The 26959-nt window shown below is 67.1% G+C and carries 24 protein-coding genes and 1 pseudogene; 13 read left to right on the plus strand and 12 right to left on the minus strand.

Annotated features, from left to right (window positions below; genetic code table 11):
• Positions 1–62 precede the first annotated feature (62 nt).
• The 6 genes and pseudogenes from ptsP (at position 63) to ASE66_RS02795 (ending at position 6163) form a co-directional block, all read left to right on the plus strand.
• Positions 63–2330 (plus strand): phosphoenolpyruvate--protein phosphotransferase, encoded by a 2268-nt coding sequence (ptsP, locus tag ASE66_RS02775; protein ID WP_057188026.1) that lies wholly within the window; start codon positions 63–65, stop codon positions 2328–2330.
• A gap of 57 nt (positions 2331–2387) precedes the next feature.
• On the plus strand, positions 2388–3473 hold the full coding sequence (prfA, locus tag ASE66_RS02780) for a peptide chain release factor 1 (RefSeq protein ID WP_057188027.1): 1086 nt from the start codon (positions 2388–2390) through the stop codon (positions 3471–3473).
• 62 nt (positions 3474–3535) lie between these two features.
• On the plus strand, positions 3536–3781 hold the full coding sequence (locus tag ASE66_RS02785; RefSeq protein WP_057188028.1) for a hypothetical protein: 246 nt from the start codon (positions 3536–3538) through the stop codon (positions 3779–3781).
• 28 nt (positions 3782–3809) lie between these two features.
• Positions 3810–4694: a peptide chain release factor N(5)-glutamine methyltransferase gene (gene prmC / locus ASE66_RS02790; RefSeq protein WP_200964537.1), complete on the plus strand. Its 885-nt coding sequence runs from the start codon at positions 3810–3812 to the stop codon at positions 4692–4694.
• A 392-nt stretch (positions 4695–5086) separates the two neighbouring features.
• Positions 5087–5281: pseudogene (locus ASE66_RS33910) on the plus strand (DUF4167 domain-containing protein); the annotation flags it as partial.
• Positions 5282–5344: 63 nt separating this feature from the next.
• The gene (locus ASE66_RS02795; protein ID WP_244494783.1) at positions 5345–6163 is read left to right on the plus strand and encodes a hypothetical protein; all 819 of its coding nucleotides are present in this window, start codon (positions 5345–5347) and stop codon (positions 6161–6163) included.
• A gap of 57 nt (positions 6164–6220) precedes the next feature.
• On the opposite strand, the gene ASE66_RS02800 is transcribed toward ASE66_RS02795, so the two are convergent.
• Together ASE66_RS02800 and ASE66_RS02805 are read right to left on the minus strand one after the other, a co-directional pair.
• A complete protein-coding gene (locus ASE66_RS02800; protein ID WP_200964538.1) occupies positions 6221–7009 on the minus strand; it encodes an MOSC domain-containing protein in 789 nt (262 codons plus the stop codon).
• A gap of 104 nt (positions 7010–7113) precedes the next feature.
• Positions 7114–7482: a DUF2293 domain-containing protein gene (locus ASE66_RS02805; RefSeq protein ID WP_244494784.1), complete on the minus strand. Its 369-nt coding sequence runs from the start codon at positions 7480–7482 to the stop codon at positions 7114–7116.
• A gap of 145 nt (positions 7483–7627) precedes the next feature.
• Here ASE66_RS02805 and clpB point away from each other — a divergent pair, with 145 nt between their 5' ends.
• Positions 7628–10249, plus strand: coding sequence for an ATP-dependent chaperone ClpB (gene clpB / locus ASE66_RS02810; RefSeq protein ID WP_057188030.1), 2622 nt, complete (start codon positions 7628–7630; stop codon positions 10247–10249).
• A gap of 167 nt (positions 10250–10416) precedes the next feature.
• On the opposite strand, the gene ASE66_RS02815 is transcribed toward clpB, so the two are convergent.
• Positions 10417–11625: a M20 family metallopeptidase gene (locus ASE66_RS02815; RefSeq protein WP_057188031.1), complete on the minus strand. Its 1209-nt coding sequence runs from the start codon at positions 11623–11625 to the stop codon at positions 10417–10419.
• 234 nt (positions 11626–11859) lie between these two features.
• On the opposite strand from ASE66_RS02815, the gene ASE66_RS02820 reads away from it, so the two are divergent.
• On the plus strand, positions 11860–13326 hold the full coding sequence (locus tag ASE66_RS02820) for a methyl-accepting chemotaxis protein (RefSeq protein WP_057188032.1): 1467 nt from the start codon (positions 11860–11862) through the stop codon (positions 13324–13326).
• A 54-nt stretch (positions 13327–13380) separates the two neighbouring features.
• On the opposite strand, the gene ASE66_RS02825 is transcribed toward ASE66_RS02820, so the two are convergent.
• Complete coding sequence (locus ASE66_RS02825; protein ID WP_057188033.1) at positions 13381–14571, minus strand: pyridoxal-phosphate-dependent aminotransferase family protein; 1191 nt, start codon at positions 14569–14571, stop codon at positions 13381–13383.
• Between the two features lie 108 nt (positions 14572–14679).
• Positions 14680–15312: a LysE family translocator gene (locus tag ASE66_RS02830; RefSeq protein WP_057188664.1), complete on the minus strand. Its 633-nt coding sequence runs from the start codon at positions 15310–15312 to the stop codon at positions 14680–14682.
• A gap of 181 nt (positions 15313–15493) precedes the next feature.
• Between ASE66_RS02830 and ASE66_RS02835 the strand changes: the two genes are divergently transcribed.
• The gene (locus tag ASE66_RS02835; RefSeq protein WP_057188034.1) at positions 15494–16036 is read left to right on the plus strand and encodes a hypothetical protein; all 543 of its coding nucleotides are present in this window, start codon (positions 15494–15496) and stop codon (positions 16034–16036) included.
• Positions 16037–16048: 12 nt separating this feature from the next.
• Here ASE66_RS02835 and ASE66_RS02840 read toward each other — a convergent pair whose 3' ends face one another.
• The 3 genes from ASE66_RS02840 to ASE66_RS02850 form a co-directional block, all read right to left on the minus strand.
• Complete coding sequence (locus ASE66_RS02840) at positions 16049–16549, minus strand: DinB family protein (RefSeq protein ID WP_057188035.1); 501 nt, start codon at positions 16547–16549, stop codon at positions 16049–16051.
• Positions 16550–16714: 165 nt separating this feature from the next.
• Positions 16715–17935: an NAD(P)/FAD-dependent oxidoreductase gene (locus tag ASE66_RS02845; RefSeq protein ID WP_057188036.1), complete on the minus strand. Its 1221-nt coding sequence runs from the start codon at positions 17933–17935 to the stop codon at positions 16715–16717.
• Positions 17936–18007: 72 nt separating this feature from the next.
• Positions 18008–18922 carry a LysR family transcriptional regulator gene (locus ASE66_RS02850; RefSeq protein ID WP_057188037.1) on the minus strand — a complete coding sequence of 305 codons (915 nt, stop codon included), beginning with the start codon at positions 18920–18922 and terminating at the stop codon, positions 18008–18010.
• 181 nt (positions 18923–19103) lie between these two features.
• Between ASE66_RS02850 and ASE66_RS02855 the strand changes: the two genes are divergently transcribed.
• The 3 genes from ASE66_RS02855 to ASE66_RS02865 all read left to right on the plus strand — a co-directional run bounded on the left by ASE66_RS02855 (position 19104) and on the right by ASE66_RS02865 (position 23276).
• Entirely contained in the window at positions 19104–20624 is a 1521-nt protein-coding gene (locus ASE66_RS02855) for an aldehyde dehydrogenase family protein (protein ID WP_057188038.1), read from the plus strand.
• A 128-nt stretch (positions 20625–20752) separates the two neighbouring features.
• On the plus strand, positions 20753–21970 hold the full coding sequence (locus ASE66_RS02860) for an acyl-CoA dehydrogenase (RefSeq protein WP_057188039.1): 1218 nt from the start codon (positions 20753–20755) through the stop codon (positions 21968–21970).
• Between the two features lie 121 nt (positions 21971–22091).
• On the plus strand, positions 22092–23276 hold the full coding sequence (locus tag ASE66_RS02865) for a CaiB/BaiF CoA transferase family protein (protein WP_057188665.1): 1185 nt from the start codon (positions 22092–22094) through the stop codon (positions 23274–23276).
• Positions 23277–23285: 9 nt separating this feature from the next.
• Here the strand turns inward: ASE66_RS02865 and ASE66_RS02870 are convergent, their stop codons facing one another.
• Together ASE66_RS02870 and ASE66_RS02875 are read right to left on the minus strand one after the other, a co-directional pair.
• Positions 23286–23660: a type II toxin-antitoxin system VapC family toxin gene (locus tag ASE66_RS02870; protein ID WP_274532926.1), complete on the minus strand. Its 375-nt coding sequence runs from the start codon at positions 23658–23660 to the stop codon at positions 23286–23288.
• Positions 23661–23665: 5 nt separating this feature from the next.
• Positions 23666–23908, minus strand: coding sequence for a type II toxin-antitoxin system Phd/YefM family antitoxin (locus ASE66_RS02875; RefSeq protein ID WP_057188041.1), 243 nt, complete (start codon positions 23906–23908; stop codon positions 23666–23668).
• A gap of 53 nt (positions 23909–23961) precedes the next feature.
• On the opposite strand from ASE66_RS02875, the gene ASE66_RS02880 reads away from it, so the two are divergent.
• On the plus strand, positions 23962–25641 hold the full coding sequence (locus tag ASE66_RS02880; RefSeq protein ID WP_057188042.1) for a thiamine pyrophosphate-binding protein: 1680 nt from the start codon (positions 23962–23964) through the stop codon (positions 25639–25641).
• On the opposite strand, the gene ASE66_RS02885 is transcribed toward ASE66_RS02880, so the two are convergent.
• On the minus strand, positions 25626–26180 hold the full coding sequence (locus ASE66_RS02885) for a cytochrome b (RefSeq protein ID WP_057188043.1): 555 nt from the start codon (positions 26178–26180) through the stop codon (positions 25626–25628). The genes ASE66_RS02880 and ASE66_RS02885 overlap by 16 nt on opposite strands.
• A gap of 39 nt (positions 26181–26219) precedes the next feature.
• A complete protein-coding gene (locus tag ASE66_RS02890; protein ID WP_057188044.1) occupies positions 26220–26786 on the minus strand; it encodes a YceI family protein in 567 nt (188 codons plus the stop codon).
• Positions 26787–26959 lie beyond the last annotated feature (173 nt).

The raw sequence follows: 26959 nt of genomic DNA on the forward strand, positions 1-26959 counted from the left end.
TGTCAGGTCTGCTGAGGGTATTCGGCTGAAATGGCCGTGGAGGCGGGCGGAGGGCTTTGTTGATGCGAGGCGCACTCGGGGGATCGGGCGTGCTGCTGCGCCGTCTCCGCGAGGTGATGGCGGCGCCGGTCAGCCCGCAGGAGCGGCTCGACAGGCTCGTCGTCGTGATCGCAGGCAACCTCGTGGCCGAGGTCTGCTCGGTCTATGTCCTGCGCGAAGACAGCTCGCTCGAACTCTACGCCACCGAAGGCCTCAACCGCGAGGCGGTCCACCTCACCACCATGCGGGCGGGCGAGGGCCTGGTCGGCCTGATCGCCAGCGAGGCGGAGCCGCTCGCGCTCTCCGACGCTCAGTCGCACCCGTCCTTCTCCTACCGGCCGGAGACGGGCGAAGAGATCTACCGCTCCTTCCTCGGCGTGCCGATCCTGCGTGGCGGCGCGGTGATGGGCGTGCTCGTGGTGCAGAACCGCGCCTCGCGCCTCTACAGCGAGGACGAGGTCGAGTCGCTGCAGACCACGGCCATGATCATGGCCGAGATGATCGCGGCCGGTGGCTTGAAGGCACTGTCGAAGCCCGGCGCGACCATCGGCCTCGACCGTCCGATCCACAGCATCGGCACAACGCTCGCCGACGGCGTCGGCCTCGGCCATGCCGTCCTGCACGAGCCGCGCGTCGCGATCACCAACCTGATCGCCGAGGATCCGGGCCGCGAGGTGCAGCGGCTGGAGGCCGCGATCGCGACGATGCGGCTCGCCATCGACGAGCTGATCGAGCGCGGCGACGTCGCCCATACCGGCGAGCACCGCGACGTGCTCGAGACCTTCCGCATGTTCGCGCATGACCAGGGCTGGCTCAGGCGCATGCGCGAGGTGGTGATGACCGGCCTCACCGCCGAGGCCGCGGTCGAGCGCGTGCAGTCGGATACCCGCGCCAAGATGCTGCGCCAGACCGACCCCTATCTGCGCGAGCGCCTGCACGATCTCGACGACCTCGCCAACCGGCTGCTGCGCACGCTGGTCGGCAAGGCCAATGGCGTCACCCGCGAGGAACTGCCGGAGAATGCGATCCTGATCGCGCGCTCGATGGGGCCGGCAGCGCTGCTCGACTATGATCGCGGGCATCTGCGTGGCCTCATCCTTGAGGAAGGCGGCCCGACCAGCCATATCGCCATCGTGGCGCGGGCGCTCGGCATCCCCGCCGTCGGCGAGATCGCCAATGCGACGGCGCTGATCGAGGCCGGCGACGCGGTCATCGTCGACGGGCAGGCCGGCGAGGTGCAGATTCGGCCGCAGCCGGACGTCGAGAACGCCTACAAGGACAAGGCGCGCCTGCGCGCCCGCAAGCAGGAGCAGTACCGCAAGCTCAAGACGCAGCCGGCGGTGACCAAGGACGGCGTCGACATCACCCTGCAGATCAATGCCGGACTCCTGGTCGACATGCCCAATCTCGACGAGACCGGCGCCGGCGGCATCGGCCTGTTCCGGACCGAGCTGCAGTTCATGGTGGCGCAGCACATGCCGACCACCGCCGAGCAACAGGCCCTTTACGGCGCCGTGCTGGAGGCTGCGAACGGACGACCGGTGACCTTCCGCACGCTCGATATCGGCGGCGACAAAGTGCTGCCCTATATGGAGCGCGTCGAGGAGGAGAACCCGGCGCTGGGCTGGCGCGCGATCCGCATCGGCCTCGATAAGCCGCGGCTGCTGCGGGCCCAGGTCAGGGCGCTGCTGCGCGCTGGCGCCGGCCACGATATGAAGATCATGCTGCCCATGGTCGCGACGGTGAACGAGTTCCTGCGGGCGCGATTGATCGTCCGCCGCGAACTCGCCGTGCTGGAGCGCGACGAGCGGCCGGCACCGACGAGCCTGCAGCTCGGCGTCATGGTCGAGGTTCCCTCGCTCCTGTTCGAGTTGCCCGAGATCGCCCGCGAAGCCGACTTCCTCTCGATCGGCACCAACGACCTGATGCAGTTCCTGTTCGCGGCCGACCGCGAGAACAAGCGCGTCTCCGATCGCTTCGACCCGCTCTGCGCCGCCGGCCTGCGGGCACTGCGTTCGATCATCGAAGAGGCCGGAAAGGCGGGCTGCCCGGTCACCGTCTGTGGCGAGATGGGAGGCAAACCGATCGAGACGCTGGCCCTGATCGCGCTCGGCTACCGCTCGTTCTCGATGTCATCAGCCTCGATCGGCCCGGTGAAGGCGATGCTGCGCGCGCTCGACGCCGGCAAGGCGCAACAGCGTCTCGAGGCCTGGCTCGCCGCGTCCGACGGTGCTGCCAGCCTGCGCCCGCTGCTCGCCGCACTCGCCGCCGAAATGAAGGTGCCGGTCTAGCGACGCTTCCGTCCTCGCCCGCGCACACCTCCGTTCCGCTCAGATTGTTTTCGCATCATGTCGCTCCCCCTTCCGCAAGACCGCCTCGACGGCATCGTCGCTCGCCACGCTGCGGCGAGCGACGCCATCAACCATGCGACCGAGGCGACGCGCGTCGTCGAGCTGGCGAAAGAGCTCGCCGAACTCGACCCCGTGGTTGCGGCGATCGCGGCCTGGCGACGGGCGCAGACCGGGTTGGCGGAAGCGCTCGCGCTCATCGACGATCCGGCGACCGATGCCGAGATGCGCGACCTCGCCTATGAGGAGCGCGATGTCTCCCGGGCCGAGATCGAGGCGCACGCCCGCGAGATCCTGATCGCGCTGCTGCCGAAGGATGCTGCCGACGAGCGCGGCGTCATCCTCGAAGTCCGCGCCGGCACTGGCGGCGATGAGGCTTCGCTCTTCGCCGGGGACCTCTTGCGGATGTACCAGCGCTACGCCGCCGGCAAGGGCTGGAGCGTCGACATCCTGACCGAGAGCGAGGGCACGGTCGGCGGCTTCAAGGAGGTCATCGCCGAGATCGCCGGCAAGGGCGTCTATGCCAGGCTGAAATACGAATCCGGCGTGCACCGGGTGCAGCGCGTGCCAGACACCGAGACGAGCGGGCGCATCCACACCTCGGCGGCGACTGTCGCCATGCTGCCGCTCGCCGGCGAGGTCGATGTCACGCTCGAGGAGAAAGATCTGCGCATCGACACGATGCGAGCCCAGGGCGCCGGCGGCCAGCACGTCAACAAGACCGAGTCGGCGGTGCGCCTCACCCATATTCCGACCGGCATCGTCGTCCTCGTCCAGGACGAGCGCTCGCAGCACAAGAACAAGGCTCGCGCCTACGAGCTGATGCGGGCCAAGCTCTACGACATGGAGCGCAGTCGTGCCGACGCCGAGCGCTCGGCCGACCGGCGCTCGCAGGTCGGCTCCGGCGACCGCTCCGAGCGCATCCGCACCTACAACTTCCCACAGGGGCGCGTCACCGACCACCGCATCAACCTGACGCTCTACAAGCTCGACGAGATGATGCAGGGGCTCGTGCTCGACGAGATCATCGACGCGCTGACGGCACAGCGACAGGCCGAGCTGCTGGCCGAGCAAGGCAGCGTATGAAACTTTCGTCTCCCTCGCGCGTTCTGGACGCATCAACCGTTCTTTTTGGGGAGGATAGAGAGATGAAAGCCCTGTTCAGCGCCATCGCCCTTGCTGCGGCCGTCGCCCTCGTGCCAGCCTCCGTGGGCGCGCAGGAGCAGACCGCGAAGAAGGTCCTCAGCGGCCAGCCGGCGACACTGCACAACGCCAAGACCGAGTCGCAGGCACGGCGCGATTGCCAGCAACAGTATCGCGGCGCTAGGGAGAGCAAGTCCGCGCTGCGGATCAAGATGAAGGAATGCGTCCGAGAGGGGATGCAGGGCAACTGACCGGCCGCGTGCCGGGCCAAGGACACACTTGACCGGCGCAGCCAGACCGACCGACGAGATCGCGCCCGTTGCCGTGCCGGCAGCGGGCGGAACTGTATCCGCGACCCGGAAGGCGATCGCGCTGGTGCTGAAGCGGGCCGGCATCGCCGATTTCACCTTCGAGGCCCGTATCCTGATCGAAGACCTCGCCGGCGCCAGCGATCCGATCGACGAGGCCGCTGCCATCAGGCTGAACGATGCGCTCGCACGGCGTCTTGCCGGCGAGCCGCTCTGGCGTATCCTTGGCGCGCGCGAATTCTGGGGCCTGAGCTTTTCGCTTTCGCCGGGCACATTGGAGCCGCGGCCGGACAGCGAGACCTTGATCGAGACGGCCCTCGGTCATCTCGATCAGCGCCGGCATGAGCCCCTGCGCCTGCTCGACCTCGGTACCGGTACCGGCTGCCTTCTGATCGCGACTTTGCGCGAGTTTCCGCAGGCGACCGGGCTCGGCATCGACCTGTCGCCCGATGCGGTCGCGACGGCAACCGGTAATGCCGCGCGCAATGGCGTCGCCGAGCGCGCCGCTTTTCGCCAGGGCGATTGGACCGATGGCATCGCGGAGCGCTTCGACCTCATCCTGTCGAACCCGCCCTATATCGGCAGCGACGAGATCGCCGGCCTCGACCATAACGTGCGCGAACACGACCCGCTTCTCGCCCTCGACGGCGGGCCGGACGGGCTCGATGCCTATCGCGCCCTCGCCGCCGCCCTGCCCGGTCATCTGAAGCCCGGCGGCCTTGCCATCCTGGAGATCGGTGCCGGACAGGAAGAAGCGGTCGTCGCGCTGATGAGGCGGGCCGGCCTGCATCACCGCGAGTCCCGGCGCGATCTCGGCGGCCATATTCGCGCCCTCGTTTTCGGGCATAACCTCTGAACGATGCACAGCAAGTTGCGCGAATTTGCTTGGAAGAAGCCGCAAAACCAGCTATGCACGCGTGGTCTTGAAGACAGTGTCGACAGCATATAACCTTTGGCTAGGGTTCGCAGAGCGGACCGGGTCCTCGGATCACTGCCAGAATCGACGTTACTGACATAGCGAGACCGAGACTCCGAATGCGCGAGACAGCCGTTCGGAGGGGGAGCCGGTAAGGCTCCATTGGAAAGAGCGCGTGAAGACCCATATCGGCGCAGAGCCCTGTCAGGTCGGATTTTTTACGCACGGCGTCGCAACCCGCCGCGCGTCACGACGCGCATGACGACCTCAAGGTTGCTTTGAATGAACAGAACGCGAGACAGACGCGAATGAGACCAGGTCAGAACCGGCGCATGCGCGGCCGTAACAGCAACAACAGCAATAACAATAACAATAGCAACAACGGCAACCGGAAATCTCCTAACCCGCTTCAGCGGAGTTACGAGTCGAATGGCCCGGACGTCAAAGTCCGGGGCACTGCGCAAAATGTCGCCGAGAAATACCTGCAGCTCGCCCGCGACGCCCAGTCTTCGGGCGATCCGGTTGCGGCCGAGAACTATTTCCAGCACGCCGAGCACTACTATCGTATCCTGCTCGCGGGACAGGAGCAGATGACCCAGCAGTTCGGGCACACGTTCCAGCTGAACCGCGCCTTCGTCGAAGATGCCGATGAGCACGAGGAAGAGGGCGACGAGGACACCAATTTCCAGGGCGGCCAGCCGCAAGGTGAGCGCCAGCATGTCAACGGCAATGGCCCGAACGGCCATGGCGCGCCGCGGCATGAGGGTGAGGACGTCGAAGGCGGCCAGAACAACGGCCAGCGCTTCGATCGGCCGCCTCGCCCGGACCGGCAGGACCGCAATTTCGATCGCAACGGCCAGCGCCGTTTCGATCGCCCAGATCGTAACGACCGCCAGGACCGCGGCGATCGGCCGGATCGGGGCGAGCGTCGCTTCGAGCGGAACGACGGCCAGAACGGCTCCTATGCCCCGCGCCCCGAGGCTCAGCCCGGCGCCGAGCAGCCCGATATCGCGGCGCCGGTCCAGGGCCAAAGCGAGCCCCGTTTCGAGCGGCCAGAACGCCAGGAGCGGCCGGAGCGCCAGGAACGGCCCGAGCGCGCGCCGCGCGGCGAGCGTCCTTCGCGCCGTGACCGCAACGAGGCCCGCGCCGGCAACGAGGAGCAGGAAGCCCCGGCTGGGCTGCCGGCCTTCCTGACCACGCCGACCCGCGTGCCGATCGCGATCTCGGAAGAGCCCGCGGCTCCGGTCACCGCTTCACCCGCTGCAGCCGCTGCAGCCGCTTCGGCAGACCTCGCAGAGGGCGCGCCCGAGGCCGGCGAGAAGCCCAAGCGCCGGGCGCCCCGGCGGCGTTCGCCGCGCGAGGTCATGGACGCGCTCGGCAACGATGGCGGCGAGACGCCGGCGGAGTGATCCTGCCGGGTAAGATTATGAACACGAAAGAGGGCCCGAAAGGGCCCTCTTTCTGTTTCAGGCGACGCCGAGCGTGGCCGGCGCGCTCGCCTCGACCAAAGTCAGCCGCTCGCCTTCGCCGAGCGTTCCGCCAGTGATGATCCGGCAATAGATGCCGCAATCGACATGGCCGTAGCCCTGCATCAGCGCCTTCGGGATCTGCAGGTCGCGAATACCGGTCGCCGGGGCGACATTGGTGGCGGCGCAGCGTTCGATCCGCTTGATCACCAGGAGGCGCAGGCCCGACGGAGCGGTAAGCTCGCGCCCGACCAGATCAAGCTCCGCCCAGGCCGCCAGATCCTCGACCATGACATTGCCGCGGAAGCGCAACGGGTCGACCGCCACGCCGAGCCGCGTTTCCAGATCGGCGACGCTGGCGAGGTTGATGATCGAGACGAAGCCCGAGCGCGAATCGGTGAAACGATAGCCCTCCAGCGCTGTCAGCAAGCGTGGCTCGCCACGCAACTCATCCGGCATGTAACCCTTGAAGAACGCGGTCAGCCCTTCCCGGCCCGCTTCCGTTTCGGTGGCAACGCGGGTCTCCGCGCCATCGTGACCGATGACAAGATCGCCACTGCCATCGTCATAGCGGGTGCGCAGGCGCGCCAAGGACTCGTTGCGCATCAGCATCAGGTATTTGATCTTCGGCTGGTGCACTGGCTCGGCCGGATCGAAACCGGACGGCCCGTTCTCGACGGCGAAGAGCCGGTCCCCTGGGAAATAGCCGCCCGTCGGCAGCTCCGCGCGGTTCAAGCGCTCGGGCGACAGGCCTTTGACCGGGTAGCGATACAGTGAAGCGACACGCATGGGCTCGGCCCTTTCGATAGCGAGGCGGCGGAAACTGCCACGCAAAGAACCGAGGCGCCACAGCGAGGGCAGTCACGGCCGATGAAAGGATTGCATCGATCCGATCAATGCGGCTGCTCGGCCCCCTCCTCCACCTCAGCTTCGTCAAGGATCGAGCGCTGGCAGCCCCAGCCGGAAAGCACGTCGTCGATCGCGTCGGCGACGAAGAAGCGGGCGGCGTCACGCTCATAGCCTTCAGCGAGCAGGTGATCATAATCGGTATGGCTGTGGCGAACATGACTGCCGAGCGCGAGCCAGAGCGCGGTCGAGGGCGGCAGCGCCTTCATCTGCGCCCGTCCGGCCAGCGCCAGCACCGTCTCGGCGTCGAGCAAGGGGATGCCGGGTACGAGCGCCCGCAGCGCCTTGCGAATCGCCTGCTGCCGTTTGGTGCCGATCATGGTGACAGGCTGGGCGAGGCTCGCGGTGGAGGTCAATGCGAAAGCACCGCCCGCCCCCTTCCGTTGCGCGAAAGCAACACTATCTTCTGAGGCGAAGGGCTGCCCATCAGGGGGCCCTATCCCTTTGAAAGGCAGCCGGCTCCGCCGCTTCGGGGCGCGACCGGCGGGCGGAGGTAACCGAATGAACATCGAGAAATATACGGACCGGGCGAAGGGCTTCCTGCAGGCTGCGCAGACGATCGCGATGCGCGAGGGCCATCAGCAGTTCACGCCCGAGCACGTGCTGAAGGCGCTGCTCGACGACAGCGAAGGCATGGCGGCTGGGCTGATCGACCGGTCCGGCGGGCAGGCAAAGCAGGCCAGGCAGCTCGTCGACGCGGCCATTGCCAAGCTCCCCAAGGTGAGCGGCGCCGGCGCGGGCGGCCTGCACCTGACGCCGCCGCTGGCGCGCGTCTTCGATACGGCCGAGAAGGCTGCCGACAAGGCCGGCGACAGCTTCGTCACGGTCGAGCGGCTGCTGCTTGCGCTGGCGATCGAGAAGGATAGCGAGGCCGGCAAGATCCTGGCCAAGGCCGGCGTCACGCCGCAGGGTCTCAACGCCGCCATCGAGGCGATCCGCAAGGGACGTACTGCCGACTCGGCCTCCGCCGAGCAGAGCTATGACGCGCTGAAGAAATATGCACGCGACCTCACCGAGGCGGCGCGCGAGGGCAAGCTCGACCCGGTGATCGGCCGCGACGAGGAGATTCGCCGCACCATCCAGGTTCTGAGCCGGCGTACCAAGAACAATCCCGTGCTGATCGGCGAGCCCGGCGTCGGCAAGACCGCGATCGCCGAGGGCCTCGCCTTGCGCATCGTCAATGGCGACGTGCCCGAGAGCCTGAAGGACAAGGAGTTGCTCTCCCTCGACATGGGTTCGCTGATCGCCGGCGCGAAATATCGCGGCGAGTTCGAGGAGCGGCTGAAGGCCGTGCTTTCCGAGGTCTCGGCCGCGGCCGGCGGCGTCATCCTGTTCATCGACGAGATGCACACCCTGGTCGGTGCCGGCAAGACCGACGGTGCGATGGATGCCTCGAACTTGCTGAAGCCCGCTTTGTCCCGCGGTGAATTGCACTGCGTCGGCGCGACCACGCTCGACGAGTACCGCAAATATGTCGAGAAGGACGCGGCGCTGGCGCGGCGCTTCCAGCCCGTCTTCGTCGACGAGCCGACGGTCGAGGACACGGTCTCGATCCTGCGCGGTCTGAAGGAGAAGTACGAGCAGCACCACCGCGTGCGCATCACCGACTCGGCGCTGGTCTCGGCCGCGACGCTGTCGAACCGCTACATCACCGACCGCTTCCTACCGGACAAGGCGATCGACCTCGTCGACGAAGCGTCGGCGCGGTTGCGCATGCAGGTCGATTCCAAGCCCGAGGAACTCGATTCGATCGACCGCGAGATCGTGCGCCTGAAGATCGAGCAGGAGGCGTTGAAGAAGGAGAGCGATGCCGGCTCGAAGGAGCGGTTGAAGCGGCTCGAATCCGAGCTCGTCGAGCTCGAGGCGCGCTCGGCCGCGATCACCGCGGCCTGGAAGGCCGAGAAGGACAAGCTCGGCCAGGCGGCGGAGATCAAGACCAAGCTCGACAACGCCCGCAACGAGCTCGCCCAGGCACAGCGCAAGGGCGAGTACCAGCGCGCCGGCGAGCTCGCCTATGGCGAGATTCCGCAGCTCGAGAAGCAGCTCTCCGAGATCGAGGCGAGAGGCGATGCACCCGGCATGGTCGAGGAAGCCGTGACGCCGGACCATGTCGCGCAGGTGGTCAGTCGCTGGACCGGCGTGCCGGTCGACAGGATGCTGGAGGGCGAGAAGGAGAAGCTCCTGCATATGGAGCAGAGCCTCGGCACCCGTGTCATCGGCCAAGCGGAGGCGGTCGAGGCGGTCTCCAAGGCGGTCAGGCGTGCCCGCGCCGGCCTGCAGGATCCGAACCGGCCGATCGGCTCGTTCATGTTCCTCGGCCCCACCGGCGTCGGCAAGACCGAGCTGACCAAGGCGCTGGCGTCGTTCCTGTTCGACGACGACACGGCGATGGTCCGGCTCGACATGTCCGAATACATGGAGAAGCACTCGGTCAGCCGGCTGATCGGCGCTCCTCCCGGCTATGTCGGCTATGAGGAAGGCGGCGCGCTGACGGAAGCGGTCCGGCGCCGGCCCTATCAGGTCGTGCTGTTCGACGAGGTCGAGAAGGCGCATCCGGACGTGTTCAACGTCCTCTTGCAGGTGCTCGACGACGGGCGACTGACCGACGGCCAGGGCCGCACGGTCGACTTCCGCAACGTGCTGATCATCATGACCTCGAATCTCGGTTCGGAGTACTTGGTGAACCAGCCGGAAGGCCAGGACAGCGACGCCGTGCGCGACGAGGTGATGGGCGTTGTCCGTCACGCCTTCCGGCCGGAGTTCCTGAACCGGATCGACGACATCATCCTGTTCCACCGCCTGCGGCGGGCCGACATGGGCGCAATCGTCGATATCCAGATGGCGCGGCTCGCCAAGCTCTTGGTCGACCGCAAGATCACGCTCGACCTCTCGCAGGAAGGGCGCGACTGGCTGGCGGAGAAGGGCTACGACCCGGCCTATGGCGCGCGCCCGCTGAAGCGCGTGATCCAGAAGTCGGTGCAGGACCCGCTCGCCGAGCTGCTGCTCTCGGGCGCGATCCGCGACGGCGAGACCGTGCCGCTGACCGTGGGCCCGGCTGGGCTGATGCTTGGCGAATTTCCCGCCGCGCGCGAGAGCCGGCCGGCAGGGATCGCGCTGAACTGAAGGTCGGTCTGCTAAGAACAAAGGGCACCGCGCAAGCGGTGCCCTTTTTCATGCCGTCATTCTCGGGCGGCGCGAAGCGCAGGCCCGAGAATCTCATGACGATAAGGGCGCAGATCAGCTCCTCATCCGGCCTGAGATGCTCGGGTCAAGCCCGAGCATGACGCGCGTCACTCCATCCGCGCCGCGGTCCGCATCACCGCCAGCGCCAATGTCTGCGCCGCAGGCACGATGCTCTCGACCTCGAGGAACTCATCCGGCGTATGGGCCATGCCGCCGACGGGTCCGACGCTGCACAGGGTCGGGCAGCCCTGCGCCGCGGTGAAGCCGGAATCAGCGCAGCCGCCGGTGTACTCGGCCGTGACGGCGATACCGAGCCCGGCCGCCGCCTCGCGATAGGTGTCGTAGAGCAGGAGCGAATCCGGCGTCTGCTCCAGCGGGTAGAACTCGCCCTTGATGATCAGCTTGGCCGAGGTGCCCTCGACCACCGGCGTCTCGACGATGTCGCGGATCGCCTCGACCAGCTCCTCGCGTTGCGTCGGCGTCTTGTAGCGCAGGTCGATCTCGCACCAGGCCGAGGGAGCAACCGTGTTGACGGTCTGGCCGCCGCCGATCAGTCCGACATTGACGGTGACGCCGGCTTGAAGATCGGTCAGCCCCTGCAGGCGCGGGATCTTGTGGCCGAGATCGACGATGGCCGAGACGCCCTTCTCGTAGTTGGCGCCGGAATGCGCCGCCTTGCCGACGAACTCGGCGCGCATGAAGACGCCGCCCTTGCGGCCCGATGTGATCGACTGCCTATGGTCGCGGCCATAGTCGGTGCCGGCCGGCAGGCGGCTCGGCTCGGCATTGAAGACGCAGCGCGACTCGCGCGCCGCCGCCTCGATCACCGGCCGCGAGGAAGGCGAGGCGATCTCCTCGTCGCTGGTGGTCAGCATCGTCAGCGGCGCCTTCAGGCCGCCATTGGCGGCGAAGGCGGCAGCGACGAAGGCCTCGATGACGAGCCCGGCCTTCATGTCGGCGACCCCCGGCCCATAGGCGCGTCCGCCCTGGATGGTGAAGGGCCGGCGCGTCGGCTCGCCCTCGGGGAAGACGGTATCACGGTGACCGAGCAGCAGGACGGGCCGCTGATCGTTCGCGGTGGGATTGGGCAGGCGCGCCTTGACCGCGTCGCCATAGCGGGCATCCGGCACGATCTCGATAGAAAGCCCGTTCGCCTCGTGGAAACGGGCCAGTACCTGCCCGGCCCGGTCGACACCCGCCTTGTCGTAGGAACCTGAATCGGTGTCGACCATCTCGCGCAGCAGATCGATCATCGCCTGCTTGCGCTCGCCCAGCCAGGCGAGAATGCGGGCTTCTTCCTGCGTCGTGTCGGTCATGGTCGGCTTTCCCGTGTCCTGGTGCGGCGGCGAGCTTAGCCAAGCCGCTCCGGCGACGATAGGAGACGCACGCAAATCCGTCAGACCTCCGGCGCGGTCCGGCGCTGCGAAATCCCGGCTATGGCGTAAATGGTTAAGCGAAAATTCAGCGAGAGGAGCGAGGCTGCCAGAGGGGGATTGGCCTGCCGACAGCTATCGGCCATCTCCGAACAGCGCTCACAGGCCAACGCCCGCATGCAAACCGATTCCGCCGCGACCTATCTGACGCAGCTGCGGCTGCGCGTCGGCGGCGCCCTCACCTTGCTGCTCTGGCTCTTCGTGCCGGCGACGATGCTGGCCTGGTTCGCGAGCGGCAGCGTTGGGACATTCACGCCCCCGCTCATCACGATCGGCCTGGCAGCCTTCGCGACCCTGACCTGTCGGCGCGACCCGATCGGCATGGCGACGCAGATCATCCTCTCGCTGGCCGCGACCGGCAGCGCGCTCGCCTTCACCTATGGGCTCAAAGGCGCGAGCTGGCACGAGGCGAGCGATTCCGTGCTGCTTATCATGCTGACTCTGTCGGCCGGCTGGTGCGCCTGGCAGCCGCTCGTCGCCACGGCGATCATGGCGCTCGGCCATGCCAGCCTCATCGGGGCGATGCTCTCCCGTGCAGGCACCCCTTTGCAGGGCGACGCGCTCTTCCTCGCCGGCGTCGTCATTCAGCTCGGCCTGCTGCTCTGGATCATCAAGCAACAGAGCCGGACGCTCGCGGCCGCGGGCGACATGGCGGCGCAGGCGCGGGACGACGCCACGGCGCAGGCCGAGGAGCTGCATCAGGCGCAGCTGCGCGACATGGAGCGCGAGGCCGCCCGCCGCCAGACCACCAAGGACATCGTCGCCGGCTTCAATACGCAGTTCCTCGCCACGCTCGACACGGTGCTGCAGGATATCCGCAATCTGAAGGGGCGCGCCGCCTCCCTGAACGAGATCGCCGACATCGCCAATGGCGAGGTCACCGCCGTGGCCTCGACCTCGGAAGAATCCTCACGCAACGTCTCCGACGTCGCCGCGGCGACGGAGCAGCTCTCGACCGCGATCACGTCGATCGACCGCCAGCTCGCCACCACCCAGGCACTGGTCGCCGACATGAACGGCAGCGCCCGCACCACCGCAGGCTCGGTCGACCTGCTCGACCGGGCGGTGCGGCGCATCGACGGCATCGTCGCCCTGATCCGAGGGATCGCCGGGCAGACCAATCTCCTGGCGCTCAACGCGACGATCGAGGCCGCCCGGGCCGGGGATGCCGGCAAGGGCTTCGCCGTCGTCGCCGGCGAGGTGAAGAGCCTGTCGCACCAGACCGCGATCGCGACGCAGGACATCGCCGGGCAAATCGCCGAGATCAAGCAGGCGACGGCCGGCGTGGTCGAGACCATCGCCAAGCTGACCGCCGGCATGGCCGACATGGACGAGCGCACGCTCTCGATCACCGCCGCGCTGGAGGAGCAGGGGCAGATGACCCATGTCATCAGCCGCAGCATCGCCGAGGTCGCGACCGGCACGGAATATCTGGCGCAGACCACCAACAACATCCGCGGCTCGGCCCATCAGACCCACGAGGTCGCCAGTGCGGTGCTCGCCTCGACCACGGCGCTGGAAGGCAAGGCCGAGGAGCTCGGAACGGCGGTGCACCAGTTCCTGCAGCGCGTCTCCGCCGCCTAAGGCGCGTCCCGGCAATCCGCTTCAATACGGCTGCCGGCGCTCGCCCGATCGATGCTAGGCAGCGACCTCGCGCGCATTGGCGCCGAGATAGGCGATGGCAGCCGCGACGCCGCCGCTGCCATGCGGGATGCCTTTCGCCTGCAGCGCCATCTCGACCGCGCTCAGGCTGCCCAGCACCATCGGCGCATTGACATGGCCCATATGGGCGATGCGGAAAGCCTTGCCGGAGAGATCGCCGATGGCGATCCCGAGCGTCACACCGCAGACCTGCTGTGCGTAATCGGTGATCGCAGCCGGGTCACCGTCGACAAGGATCGTGGTGACCGAGGGCGCGCGCTGCGACGGCTCGACGACATTGAAGCTCAGCGTCTGGCCCTCCGCCCATTTCGACATCGCTGCCTGCGTCGCAGCCGCCAGCAAGGCATGGCGCCGCCAGACGGCTTCGAGTCCCTCAGTGAAGATCATGTCGAGGGCGGCGCGCAGGCCGAACATCAGATGCTCAGGCGGCGTGCCGCAATGCTTCATGTAGAGCAGCGGGTCCATGCGCGCGGTCCAGTCCCAATAAGGCGTGCGCATCGTCGCCTGCCGGTGCGCCTGCAGCGCCTTGCCGTTTGCGGCGACGAAGGCGAGGCCAGGCGGCGTCATCAGGCCCTTTTGCGAGGCCGACATCGCGACATCGACGCCGAAGGCATCCATCTCGAACGGCATGCAGCCGAGCGCGGCGACACCGTCGACCATGTAGAGCGCGGGATGGCCGGCCGCATCGATGGCGCGGCGGATCGCCTGGATATCGTTGACCACGCCGGACGCGGTATCGACCTGGACCGTCAGGACCGCCTTGATCGCTTGGTCCCTGTCCTGCCGCAGGCGCTCTTCCACCGCAGCCGGATCGACCGCCGCACGCCAGGAGCCGGCGAGCACTTCGACATCGGCGCCCATGAACCGGGCCATCTCGCCCCAGCCGATGGCGAAGCGGCCGCTGGCGAGCACCAGCACCTTGTCGCCGCGCGAGAGCACATTGGTGAGCGCCGCCTCCCAGCCGCCATGGCCGTTGGCGGCGTAGAGGAAGGTCTCGCCCGTCGTGCGGAAGATCGCCTTGAGGTCTGCCAGCAGGGTTTGCGTCAGGTCGACGATCGTCTTCGAGGCGAGTTCCTCGGCGGGACGCATCATCGCCTGGAGCACGCGGTCGGGAATATTGGTCGGACCCGGCATCGCGAGCAAAGCGCGGCCGTTGGCAACACTCATCTAGAACTCCTGCCTGATGTACTGCGCCGAGCGCGATGAGCCGGCAGCGGCCCGACGGCGCGATGCATAAGCCTTGGTAACGGTGCAGAAATCGTTGCCGACAGCCGATCAGCGACGTGCTTCGGCCGCCATGCGCACGGCGAAGCCCGCGAGCATCGTGGCCATCAGCCAGCGCTGCACCAGCGCCCAGAACGGACGCGTGCGCAGGAAGATGGCAATGCCGCCGGCAGCGAAGGTGATCAGCGTGTTGACGCTGACCGAGACGATGATCTGGATGAAGCCGAGGACGATCGACTGCGTCAGCACGCTGCCGGCGGCGGGATCGATGAACTGCGGCAGCAGCGCCAGATAGAACATCGCGATCTTCGGATTGAGCAGGCTGGTCAGGAAGCCCATCGCAAAGAGCTTGCGCGGCCCGTCATGCTTGAGTTCGCGGACATTGAAGGGCGAACTGGCTCCCGGCCGAACCGCCTGCCAGGCGAGCCAGAGCAGATAGGCGGCGCCCGCCAGCCGCAGCGCGTCATAGGCGTAAGGCACCGCGAAGAGCAGCGCGGTGATGCCGAAGGCGGCACAGACAACATAGAAGACGAAGCCGAGCGCGATGCCGCCGAGCGAGATCAGCCCGGAGGCCGGCCCCTGCGAGATCGAGCGCGAGATCAGGTAGATCATGTTCGGCCCGGGCGTCAGCACCATGCCGAAGGCGAGCAGGATGAAGGCGATCAGATTGGTGGTGTCGATCATGGCGCGCTCCGGCTCTAGGTGGCCGACCATGGCATTGCCGGCGAAACGACCGCAAGACGCAGCTCATGCAGCCGCCGCATCGCCGCCATCCCAGGCCCGGCGGGCTCTGACAGGAGCTGGCGGGAACGAGTCGCCGTCTGCCGGGTTACATGGCGCACGGTCTCCGGGGGGAGTTGCACCAATGACCTTGTTCAGTCGCCTGCTCTATTCCGGCATCGCCGGCGTCCTACTGCTGGCCGCAGTCCTGCTGATGGCGGTCGCGATCTCGCAGACTTTCACCGGCTTCCGGACAGGGGAAGGCGCGCTCGACACCATGCTCGACGGCATCGGCCTGGTGATCATCGCGGTCGCCGTCGCCGATGTCGGCAAGTTCCTGTTCGAGGAGGAGGTCATCGCCGACCGGGAATTGCGGCGACCGGCCGAGGCGCGCGGCTCGCTCACCAAATTCATGACCATCATCATCGTCGCGCTCAGCCTGGAGTCGTTGGTGCTGATCACCAAGGCTTCGCGCGACAAGCCGGCCGACATCCTGTTCCCGGCCCTGCTGATGCTTGTCGCGGTCGCGGCCCTCGTGGGCCTCGGGCTGTTCCAGAAGCTGAGCCAGCATGCGACGGCCGCGATTCCCGACGATGTCGGCGACTCCAGCGGCGACGAAAACGAGACCGGCGAGGATGCGCCGAAGCGGTTGGCAACCAGGTCACGCAAACCGAGGACCGTTGGCTAGGGCAGTTCAATCTTAGGCGCCGACCAGCATCAGGTCGGTGTCGTCCGGCTTTGCGCCGGATGCGGTCAGCATGGCGTGAATTTGCCCGCGATGATGGGTCTGGTGATTGAAGAAATGCATGACCAGCAAGGCCTTCGGCCTGGTCAATTCGCGACGGGAGATACCCGACACCCAGGTCAGATCGCCAGCGAGCCATTCGGGCGTGAGTCCGGCCGCCCAGTCGCCGATCAGCGTGTCGGTGACCTGCCGTTCGGCGACGAGTTCCTCCCATGCCCCGATCATCCGGGCGGATTCGCTGCCGGGGACGCTGGGCTTCGGCGTTCCAGCGAAACGCGAGAGCCACATCCTGTCGGCCCATAGAAGATGACAGAACGTGCCGTGGATCGAACGGAAGAAGGCGCCACGGTCGAGCCGGCGCGCCTCGTCGCTCAGGCTGTCGGCCGCCTCGTAAAGACTGCGGTTCTGCCAGCGATTATAGCGCGCCATGGTCGCGACATAGGCCGTGTCGATCATGGTGTTTCTCCCCAGCTCCGGTCCAGCTTACCCGACGCCCCTCATCCTGGGGAGCCGTGAAGCGGCGTCTCGAAGGATGTTTCAGGAGACCCCGGATCAATCTGGATCATCCTTCGAGACGCGATCCTTCGGATCGCTCCTCAGGATGAGGACTGAGGACCGACTTCAGATGATGTTCGCCTCGCGCAAAGGCGTGCCGGAGACGATGCGCTCATGGCCGAGATCGGCGAGATCGAGCGAAACGTAGCGACCGTTGACGATGTGCTCGGCGAGGCCGCGGCCGACCGCGGGCGACTGCTGCAGGCCATGGCCGGAGAAGCCGTTGGCGAGATAGAGGTTCGGCAGGCCGACCGCCGGGCCGAGGATGGCATTGCCGTCGAGGCCGTTCATGTCATAGGGGCCGGCCCAGGCGCGGCCGGGCTTGATCGCCTCGAAGGCGGGCACGCGATGGGCAAGCGGCGCCCAGACATATTCCTCGAAGAAGGACCAGTCGACATCCTCGACATCGGCGTCGGTCTCGATCCATTCGCGGTCGAGTTCGGCCGGCGGCGAGGAGCCGCAGATGAACATCTGGCCCTCGTTGCCGCGCTTGCCCTCGGGGCGGACATAGGCGCCGGAAGTGTCGATTAGCAGCGGGCAGTTGTCGACCTCGCCCTTGCAGGTGAAGCTGTAGACATAGCGCTTCATCGACTTGACGGGGATCTCGACGCCCGCAGTCGCCGCCAGCCTCGCGCCGTGCGTGCCCGCTGCGTTGACCGCGGCGGCGCAGGCGATGCGACTGCCATCGGCCAATTCGACACCGGTGACGCGGCCGCCCTCGACGGCATAGCCGACGACCTCGCCCTGGCGATATTCGACACCGAGCGAGCGCGCCTTCTTGCGGAAGGCCTGCAGCAGGGCCCAGCCGTCGAACCAGCCCTCGCCGCTGACGCCATAGGTGCCGCAGGCGAGATCTGAAGTATTTAGCCAGCTGAATTTGCTGCGCAGCATTTCTGCAGCATAGAGCGCAACATCGGCGCCTTCCTGCTGCTGAAGCGCTTGATTCTGCTGGAGAACCTTACGTCCCTCGTCACCGGCGACGTAGAGATAGCCACCCTCGTGCAGGTCGATCGAGGGCGTCTCGCCATCGACTGCAAGGTACTGTCCGATGTTGCGCAAAAATTCGATGCCGAAGAGCGAGACGCGGATGTTCACCGCGCTGGAGAATTGCTGGCGGATCGAGGCGGCCGAGAGCGCCGAGGCCGAGAGCCGATAGGTCGGATCCTTCTCGACGACGATCACCTTGCCGTTGAAGCCGGGATCGCTGGCGAGATGATAGGCGACGGAGGAGCCAATCGCAGCGCCCCCCACAATGACGATGTCGGCCGAGCCTGGAGCGGAAGACATGAGTGACCTGCGCAAGCGGTGGTTCGTGATCTCAGCGCATGAATGACGCCTCGACCGGCGCTTGTCGAGAGGCTAGCTCGTCTCTCCGCATTCGCCGAGCAGCCAATCGCGGAAGGCGATCACCGCCGGCAGGCTTGCCTTGGCCTCGGGATAGACGAGGTAATAGCCTTCGGGACCGCGCACCGGCCGATCGACCGGAATGACCAGCGCGCCAGAGCGCAATTCCTCCTCGATCAGGAAGCGCGGCACGATGGCGACGCCGAGCCCCGCCACCGCCGCCTGCGCCACCATGGCGAACTGCTCGAAGCGCGGGCCCATCAGCGCCCGCTCCGGCGGCAGGCCCTGCTGCTCCAGCCAGTTGGCCCAGGCGCGTGGGCGGGTCGATTGCTGCAGCAAGGGCTGGCGCAGCAGATCGGCCGCCTCGCGAATGCCGGCCCGCGCAACCAGCGCCGGCGCCGCGACCGGCACGACCTCCTCGCCCATCAGTCGATGCAGGCGGGCGCCCGGCCAGACGGGATGGCCGAAATGGATGGCGGCATCGGCCGGGTCATGGGCGAAGTCGAAGGGCACCAGCTTGGTCGAGAAATTGATGGTGACGCCGGGATGCGCCTCGGTGAAGCGCGGCAGACGCGGGATCAGCCAGCGCGTGCCGAAGGTCGGCAGGATGGCGAGATGGAGCAGGCCGGCACCGCCACGGAAAGCCATGGCAGAGAGCGTCGCCGCGGCGAGCCGCGAGAGCCCGTCGCGTACCTCGGCGGCATAGGCGCCGCCGGCCGGCGTCAGGCTGACGCGTTTCTTGACGCGCTCGAACAGTTTCAGGCCGAGACTCTGCTCGAGCAGCGCAATCTGGCGGCTGACCGCACCTTGCGTCAGGTTGAGTTCCTCGGCGGCGCGGGTGAAGCTGCCATGGCGTGCCGCCGCCTCGAAGGCGGCGAGCGCCGACAGCGACGGCACCGAAAGACGGCCGGGGACGATCTCCGAGTTCATGATCTACCCTCATCAAGTCGTGAGAACATATCGATTGCGGAGAGCGGCCGGAAGAGGGCATTGTGCAGCCGAACTGGCAGGCTTCCGGCAAGCCGCCATCCCTGGATGATCCGGCATCCGGGTTCATTTGCGTTGCTGATGCTGCGCGATGGCCCGATGGCGGCAGGAGCATAAGCGAACGATGACGACATCCCTCCCGAAAGACGCTCTTGCCCTCCTGAAGCGCCTCGGCGTCTCCGAGAGCGCCTATGCCAGCGCCGGCCTCTCGGCTTCCTCACCGATCACCGGCGAGACGGTCGCGACACTGCGTGAGACTTCTCCGGCCGAGGCCGAGGCCGCGATCGGCCGGGCACAGGCCGCCTTCCTCGCCTGGCGCAAGGTTCCGGCGCCGCGGCGCGGCGAGTTCGTCCGCCTGCTCGGCGAGGAGCTTCGCACGCACAAGGCCGATCTCGGCCTGCTGGTGACGCTGGAGGCCGGCAAGGTCACCTCAGAGGGCCTCGGCGAGGTCCAGGAGATGATCGACATCTGCGACTTCGCCGTCGGTCTGTCGCGCCAGCTCTACGGTCTCACCATCGCAACCGAACGCCCGAACCATCGCATGATGGAGACCTGGCACCCACTCGGCGTCTGCGGCGTGATCTCGGCCTTCAATTTCCCGGTTGCGGTCTGGTCGTGGAACGCGGCGCTGGCCTTCGTCTGCGGCGACAGCGTCGTCTGGAAGCCGTCGGAGAAGACCCCGCTGACCGGCATCGCCGTGCAAGCGATCGTCGAGAAGACGATGAAGCGCTTCGGCCCCGAGGCGCCGATCGGCCTGTCGGAAATCCTGATCGGCGGCCGCGAGATCGGCGATATCCTGGTGCAGGACCATCGCGTCCCCATCCTCTCCGCCACCGGCTCGACCCGGATGGGCAAGGAGGTCGGCCAGAAGCTCGCCGCCCGCTTCGCCCGCGCCATCCTCGAGCTCGGCGGCAACAACGCCGCGATCGTCGCGCCCTCTGCCGATCTCGATCTCGCCTTGCGCGGCATCGCGTTTGCGGCGATGGGCACCGCCGGCCAGCGCTGCACCACGCTACGCCGCCTGATCGTGCATGAGAGCGTCTACGACAAGCTCGTGCCGAAGCTCGCCAAGGTCTACGGCTCGGTGAAGATCGGCGACCCGCGCGAAGCCGGCGTGCTGGTCGGCCCGCTGGTCGACGAGGCTGCCTATCAGGGCATGCAGAAGGCGCTCTCCGAGGCCAAGGCCGAAGGCGGCAAGGTCCATGGCGGCGAAAAGGTCGACGTTGGCTCCGGCGGCTTCTATGTCCGTCCGGCGCTGGTCGAGATGCCCAGGCAGTGCGGCCCGGTCGAGCGCGAGACCTTCGCGCCGATCCTCTATGTGATGAAGTACAAGACGCTGGCCGAGGCGATCTCGCTGCAGAACGCGGTCGGAGCCGGCCTGTCTTCCTCGATCTTCACCCTCGACATGCGCGAGGCCGAGAACTTCGTCTCGGCCGAAGGCTCGGATTGCGGCATCGCCAACGTCAATATCGGCCCGTCCGGCGCCGAGATCGGCGGCGCCTTCGGCGGCGAAAAGGAGACCGGCGGTGGCCGCGAGGCCGGCTCCGACGCCTGGAAGGCCTATATGCGCCGCGCCACGAATACGGTGAATTACGGCACCACGCTGCCGCTGGCGCAGGGCGTCAGCTTCGATGTGGATGCGTGATCGATAAGCCGTCATTCTCGGGCGAAGCGAAGCGCAGAGCCTGAGAATCTCAGGACCAGCCAGCTGGTTTCCGAGATGGTCGGGTCAAGCCCGACCATGACGATCAAACGAACAGGGGAGTTGAGATCATGGCCGAAGCCGCGCGCAAGACCGCCCAGAGCCACAAGCTGGCCGAGTTCAACTGGCAGGACCCCTTCCTGCTCGATGACCAGCTCAACGAGGACGAGCGGCTGATCCGCGACACTGCGCGCGACTATGCGCAGGAGAAGCTGATGCCGCGCGTGGCCGATGCCTATCTCGAGGAGAAGACCGAGCGCGGCATTTTCAACGAGATGGGCGAGCTCGGCCTGCTCGGCGTCACCGTTCCCGAAGAGTATGGCTGCGCCGGCGCCAACTACGTCTCCTACGGGCTGGTTGCCCGCGAGGTCGAACGCATCGACTCCGGCTATCGCTCGATGATGTCGGTGCAGTCCTCGCTGGTGATGTACCCGATCTACGCCTATGGCGACGAGAACCAGCGCAAGAAGTACCTGCCCAAGCTCGCCTCGGGCGAATGGGTCGGCTGCTTCGGCCTGACCGAGCCGGATGCCGGCTCCGATCCCGGTGGCATGAAGACCCGGGCCGAGAAGGTCGCCGACGGCTACAAGCTCAGCGGCTCGAAGATGTGGATCTCGAACTCGCCGATCGCCGATGTCTTCGTCATCTGGGCGAAGTCGGCCGCGCATGACAACCAGATCCGCGGCTTCATTCTCGAAAAGGGCATGAAGGGCCTGTCCGCCCCGAAGATCGGCGGAAAGCTTTCGCTTCGCGCCTCGATCACCGGCGAAGTCGTCATGGACGGCGTGATCGTGCCGGAAGAGAACCTGCTGCCGAACGTCTCCGGCCTGAAGGGCCCGTTCGGCTGCCTCAACCGCGCCCGCTACGGTATCTCCTGGGGCGCGATGGGCGCCGCCGAGGATTGCTTCCACCGCGCCCGCCAATACGGGCTCGACCGCAAGCAGTTCAACAAGCCCCTCGCCCAGACGCAGCTCTACCAGAAGAAGCTCGCCGACATGGTGACCGAGATCACGCTCGGCCTGCAGGGCTCGCTGCGCGTCGGCCGCCTGCTCGACGCCGGTCAAATGGCGCCGGAGATGATCAGCCTCGTCAAGCGCAACAATTGCGGCAAGGCGCTCGACATCGCCCGCCAGGCCCGCGACATGCACGGCGGCAACGGCATCTCGATCGAGTACCATGTCATGCGCCACGCCGCGAACCTCGAGACGGTCAACACCTACGAAGGTACGCACGACGTCCACGCGCTGATCCTCGGCCGGGCAGTGACCGGGCTGCAGGCGTTCTTCTGATCATCCCTCTCGGGTCGTCCCGGGCGAGCGCAGCTCGACCCGGGACCCATGCCTGGACCGTTCCGGCATGGGTCCCGGCTCTCCGCTTCGCTCCGGCCGGGACGACGGCGCGGATTTCGACATGACTTCAGCCCCTCCCCTCGCCGGCCTGCGCGTCCTTGAACTGGCGCGCATCCTCGCAGGCCCGTGGATCGGGCAGCTCCTCGCCGATCTCGGCGCCGATGTCGTCAAGGTCGAGGCGCCGGAGGGCGACGACACCCGCAAATGGGGACCGCCCTTCGTCGAAGGCGTCGGCGACGAGCATCTCTCGGCTGCCTATTTCCATTCGGCCAATCGCGGCAAGCGCTCGATCACAGCCGATTTCCGCACGGCCGAGGGCCAGGCGCTGGTGCATCGCCTCGCCGCCCATGCCGATGTGGTGATCGAGAACTTCAAGGTCGGCGGCCTCGTCAAATACGGGCTCGACGTGGCGTCGATGCGCAAGGCCTATCCTCGCCTGATCTACTGCTCGGTCACGGGCTTTGGCCAGGACGGCCCTTACGCGCCGCGCGCCGGCTACGACTTCCTCGTCCAGGGCATGGGCGGGCCGATGTCGGTCACCGGCGAACCGCAAGGCGCGCCGATGAAGGCCGGCTATGCCGTCGCCGACATCTATACCGGCCTTTATGCCACGACCGGCATCCTCGCAGCGCTGCGTCGGCGCGATGCCACCGGCGAAGGCGCGATGCTCGACATGGCGCTGCTCGATGCCCAGGTTGCCGTGCTCGGCAACCAGGCGATGAACTACCTCACCTCCGGCAAGGCACCACAGCGCCTCGGCAACGCCCATCCCAACATCGTGCCCTATGACGTCTTCCCGGTGGCGGACGGGCACATCATCATCGCCACCGGCAATGACGGGCAATGGCGCAAGCTCTGCGAGGCCATCGGCGACGCCGGTTTCGCAGCTGAGCCCGATTACATCGACAACCGCTCGCGCGTCGCCAACCGCGTCGCACTGACGGCCCGCCTCAATGCGCTGACCAGCCGCTTTGCCAAGCTCGATCTGCTCGCCAAGCTGGAAGCCGTCGGTGTGCCGGCCGGCCCGATCAACACGATCGAGGAGGTCTTCGCCGACCCGCAGGTCAAGGCCCGCGGCGTGCGCGTCGACCTGCCGAGCCCGGCGGCCAAGGCCGGCGCCATCCCGACCATCGCCTCGCCGATCGTGCTCGACGGTATCAGGCAGGTCGCGAGCCGGCCGAGCCCGCGCCTCGGCGAGCACGAAGACGAGATCCTGAACGACCCGGCCTGGGGCGGAGGCGGCTGAATGGCCGGCTCACCACAAGCGGCGGGCGCCGAGCGCATCGAAGGCTGTATCCGACGAGACCAGCAGCAGGTCCTCGAGAATCGCCTGCGCGGCCAGCATGCGATCGAAGGGATCGCGCGGCTCGGCCTTGATGGAGCCGGCGAAGAGGCCATGGCGGTGAGACAGCGGCAGCAGGCCGAAGCCCTCATCGGCGCATCGGACCTCGAATTCCTCGACCAGCAACCGTGCGTCGGGAAGCTTGCCGATGCGCAGCTTCGTCGACAGCTCCATCGCCGTGATCGCGCTGACGAAAACGGCGTCGGCGGCACTGATGCCGTTCCGCGCGGTAAGAGTCAGTTGCGGGCTGTCATTGGCCCACCAGATCAACGCCGAGGTATCGAGCATAAGCCTCAATCGTCGCGACCTTCCCAGAGCCGCAGCTCCTCTTCTGGAAGGGGCTCGAAGAATTCCGGCCCGATATCAATCAGCCCCTTCATCCGCCCCGGCTTGCGCTCCGGCCGCGCCGTCTCGATCGGCACCAGGCGCGCCACCGGCTTGTCGCGGCGCGAGATCACGACCTCGCCCCCCTTCTCGACCTGCTCGATCAGGCGCGAGAGATGTGTCTTGGCTTCATGGATGGTGACGCGCGTCATCGCCGTCTCCTCGTTCAACCTGACCAACTTAGCTAACTAGGGCGGATGTTTCAATGACCGGACCTCGCACAGGCGGGCAGATCCTCGTCGACCAACTCCTGATCCATGGCGCGACCGACGCCTTCTGCGTGCCGGGCGAGAGCTATCTTGCCGTGCTCGACGCGCTGCACGACGCCGAGATGAAGGTCACCATCTGCCGGGCCGAGGGCGGCGCGGCGATGATGGCGGAGGCCGCCGGCAAGCTCACCGGCAAGCCCGGCATCTGCTTCGTGACGCGCGGTCCCGGCGCCACCAACGCCTCGCCCGGCATCCATATCGCCGACCAGGACTCGACCCCGATGATCCTGTTCGTCGGCCAGATCGAGCGCGGCATGCGCGAGCGCGAGGCCTTCCAGGAGCTCGACTACCGCGCCGTCTTCGGCACCATGACCAAATGGGCGACCGAGATCGACGATGCCGCGCGCATCCCCGAAATCATCAGCCGCGCCTTCCATGTCGCGACCGCCGGCCGCCCCGGCCCAGTGGTGATCGCGCTGCCTGAGGATGTGCTGACCGACCTCGCCGACGTGGCCGACGCGCAGCCCTATCAGGTGACCGAGACCCATCCCTCGCTCTTGCAGACGATCGACCTGCAGAAGCGGCTCTGGGCGGCGAAGGCGCCGATCGCGATCCTCGGCGGCTCGCGCTGGGACCCACAGGCGATCGCGCGCTTCCAGCGCTTCGCCGAGCGTTTCGACCTGCCGGTGGCGGTCTCGTTCCGCCGGCAGATGATCTTCCCGGCCGATCATCCGAACTTCGCCGGGGATCTCGGCATCGGCCCCAATCCGAAGCTGTTGAAGCGCATCCAGGACAGCGATCTCGTGCTGCTGGTCGGCGGGCGGCTCTCGGAGATGCCGAGCCAGTCCTACACGCTGTTCGGCATCCCCAATCCGGGCCGGCCACTGGTGCATGTCCATCCCGACGCGGAAGAGCTCGGCCGTGTCTACCGGCCGGAGCTGGCGATCAACGCCTCGCCGACCGCCTTCTGCGCCGCGCTCGAGACGGTGCATCCGCCACAGGTGATCCCGTGGGCCGGTGCGGCGGCCGAAGCACATGAATCCTATCTCGGCTGGAGCGAGCAGCCGGCGCCGGTGCCGGGCAAGTTCCATCCCGGCGAGATGGTGACCTGGCTGCGCCGCAACCTCCCGGCCGATGCGATCATGTGCAACGGCGCCGGCAATTACGCGACCTGGGTCCACCGCTTCCACCGCTTCACCAAATTCGCGACGCAGCTCGCGCCGACCTCGGGCTCGATGGGCTATGGCGTGCCGGCCGCGATCGGCGCCAAGCGCTTGTTCCCCGAGAGAACGGTGATCGCCTTTGCCGGCGATGGCTGCTTCCTGATGAACGGCCAGGATTTCGCGACGGCGGTGCAATACGAGCTGCCGGTGATCGTCATCGTCGTCGACAACGGCATGTACGGCACCATCCGCATGCACCAGGAGAAGCACTATCCCGGCCGCGTCTCGGCGACGACGCTGAAGAACCCCGACTTCGCCGCCTATGCCAAGGCCTTCGGCGGCCATGGCGAGCGGGTCGAGACGACCGAGGAGTTTGCGCCGGCCTTCGAGCGGGCGCTGAGCAGCGGCAAGCCGGCGATCATCCACTGCCTGCTCGATCCCGAGGCGATCACTCCTGCGAAGTCGCTCTCGACCATCCGTGCCGAGGCGCTGGCGTCTCAAGGCAAGGGCTGATCGCGACCGAACCAGATCCGGCGCACCAGCCCGTCCTTCAGCACGAACTGGTGGAGCAGGGCCGCGCCGGCATGGATCATTGCGAGCGCGGCCAACGTGGCGAAGAGCACCTCGTGCAAGCGCAGCATCGCCTCGTAGACCGCCTTGTCCGGGCCGATCGGGTGCGGCACCGGAATCCAGCCGAAGAGCAGTGTCGGAATCTGGATCGGCGCGGCCGAGACCATCAGCAGCCCGGACAGCGGTAGCGCCAGCAGGCAGAGATAGAGCCCAGCCTGGACGCTTGTCGCGGCGAGGCGCTGCCAGGCCGGCATGACGAGCGGCTGCGGCGCCGGTAAGGCCAGCCGCAGCGCGAGGCGCATAAGGACGAGCGCCGCGACGGTGAGCCCGACGGATTTGTGCCATTGATAAAGCTGGAAGCGGCTGATGAGGTCGCGCGTCTCGTCGCGCATCATCTGTGCGAGCCCGAACTGCACGAGGATCAGCGCCAGCGTCAGCCAGTGTAGGGCGATGATCAGGGGATGCCAGCGTCTCAGGCGCATCGCGAACGTCCCGCCCCTGCCTGCAACGAAACGCGCCGTTCAGCGCAAGATCTCGCCCCGGATAGCCAGGTCGACCTGATCGTCCACGACGTTGACGTCACGCCCGATGTCGAAGGCGTTGCGCGAGAAGGCTGCCGTCGCGCGGAAAGGCAGTCGCTCGCCAGGGCGCATCGTCGCCGGGTCGCGCTCGGCAATCGCGCTGACACTCACCTGCTGCGTGGTGGCGCGGATCGTCAGCCGGCCGCGGATGACGAGGCTGCGACCGTCGACTCGGCTGATCTGCTCGGACACGAAGGTCGCCGTCGGGTAGTGACCGACATCGAGCATGCTCTCCCCCTTGACGAAGCCGTCGACAAGGGCGGTGCCGGTATGGAGGGAGGCCGTTTCGATCGTCATCCTGATGCGACTGCGCTCGGGATGATCGAAATCGAGCGAGATGGCGCCGTCGACATGGCCGAAGATGCCCGAGGCGGTCGATACGCCGAAGCGCTTGGCGGTGAAGGAGACTTCACCGGACCCCGGCCGAAGCACGCTTGACGGCTCGGCGGATACCGCAGTCGCAAGGGCGGCGGAGAGAAGCAGTGCGAGGAAGGAACGGATCGTCATGACAGCCGGCCCGGCCTGTTGGACGAGAGCTCATCTCTAAGCTTCTGCCCCGGTGCCCGCCAGAGCACGCGCGCAATCGTGTACGAAGCGGCCGCAGTCGCCGGAACGAGGCGGGTGCAATGAACATGCAACGAACCGATCGAACTTTCCCGCCCGTACCTCGTTTGAGAGGA

Origin of the sequence: Allobosea sp. Root483D1 (assembly GCF_001429505.1) — a bacterium.
Taxonomy (GTDB): Bacteria; Pseudomonadota; Alphaproteobacteria; order Rhizobiales; family Beijerinckiaceae; genus Allobosea.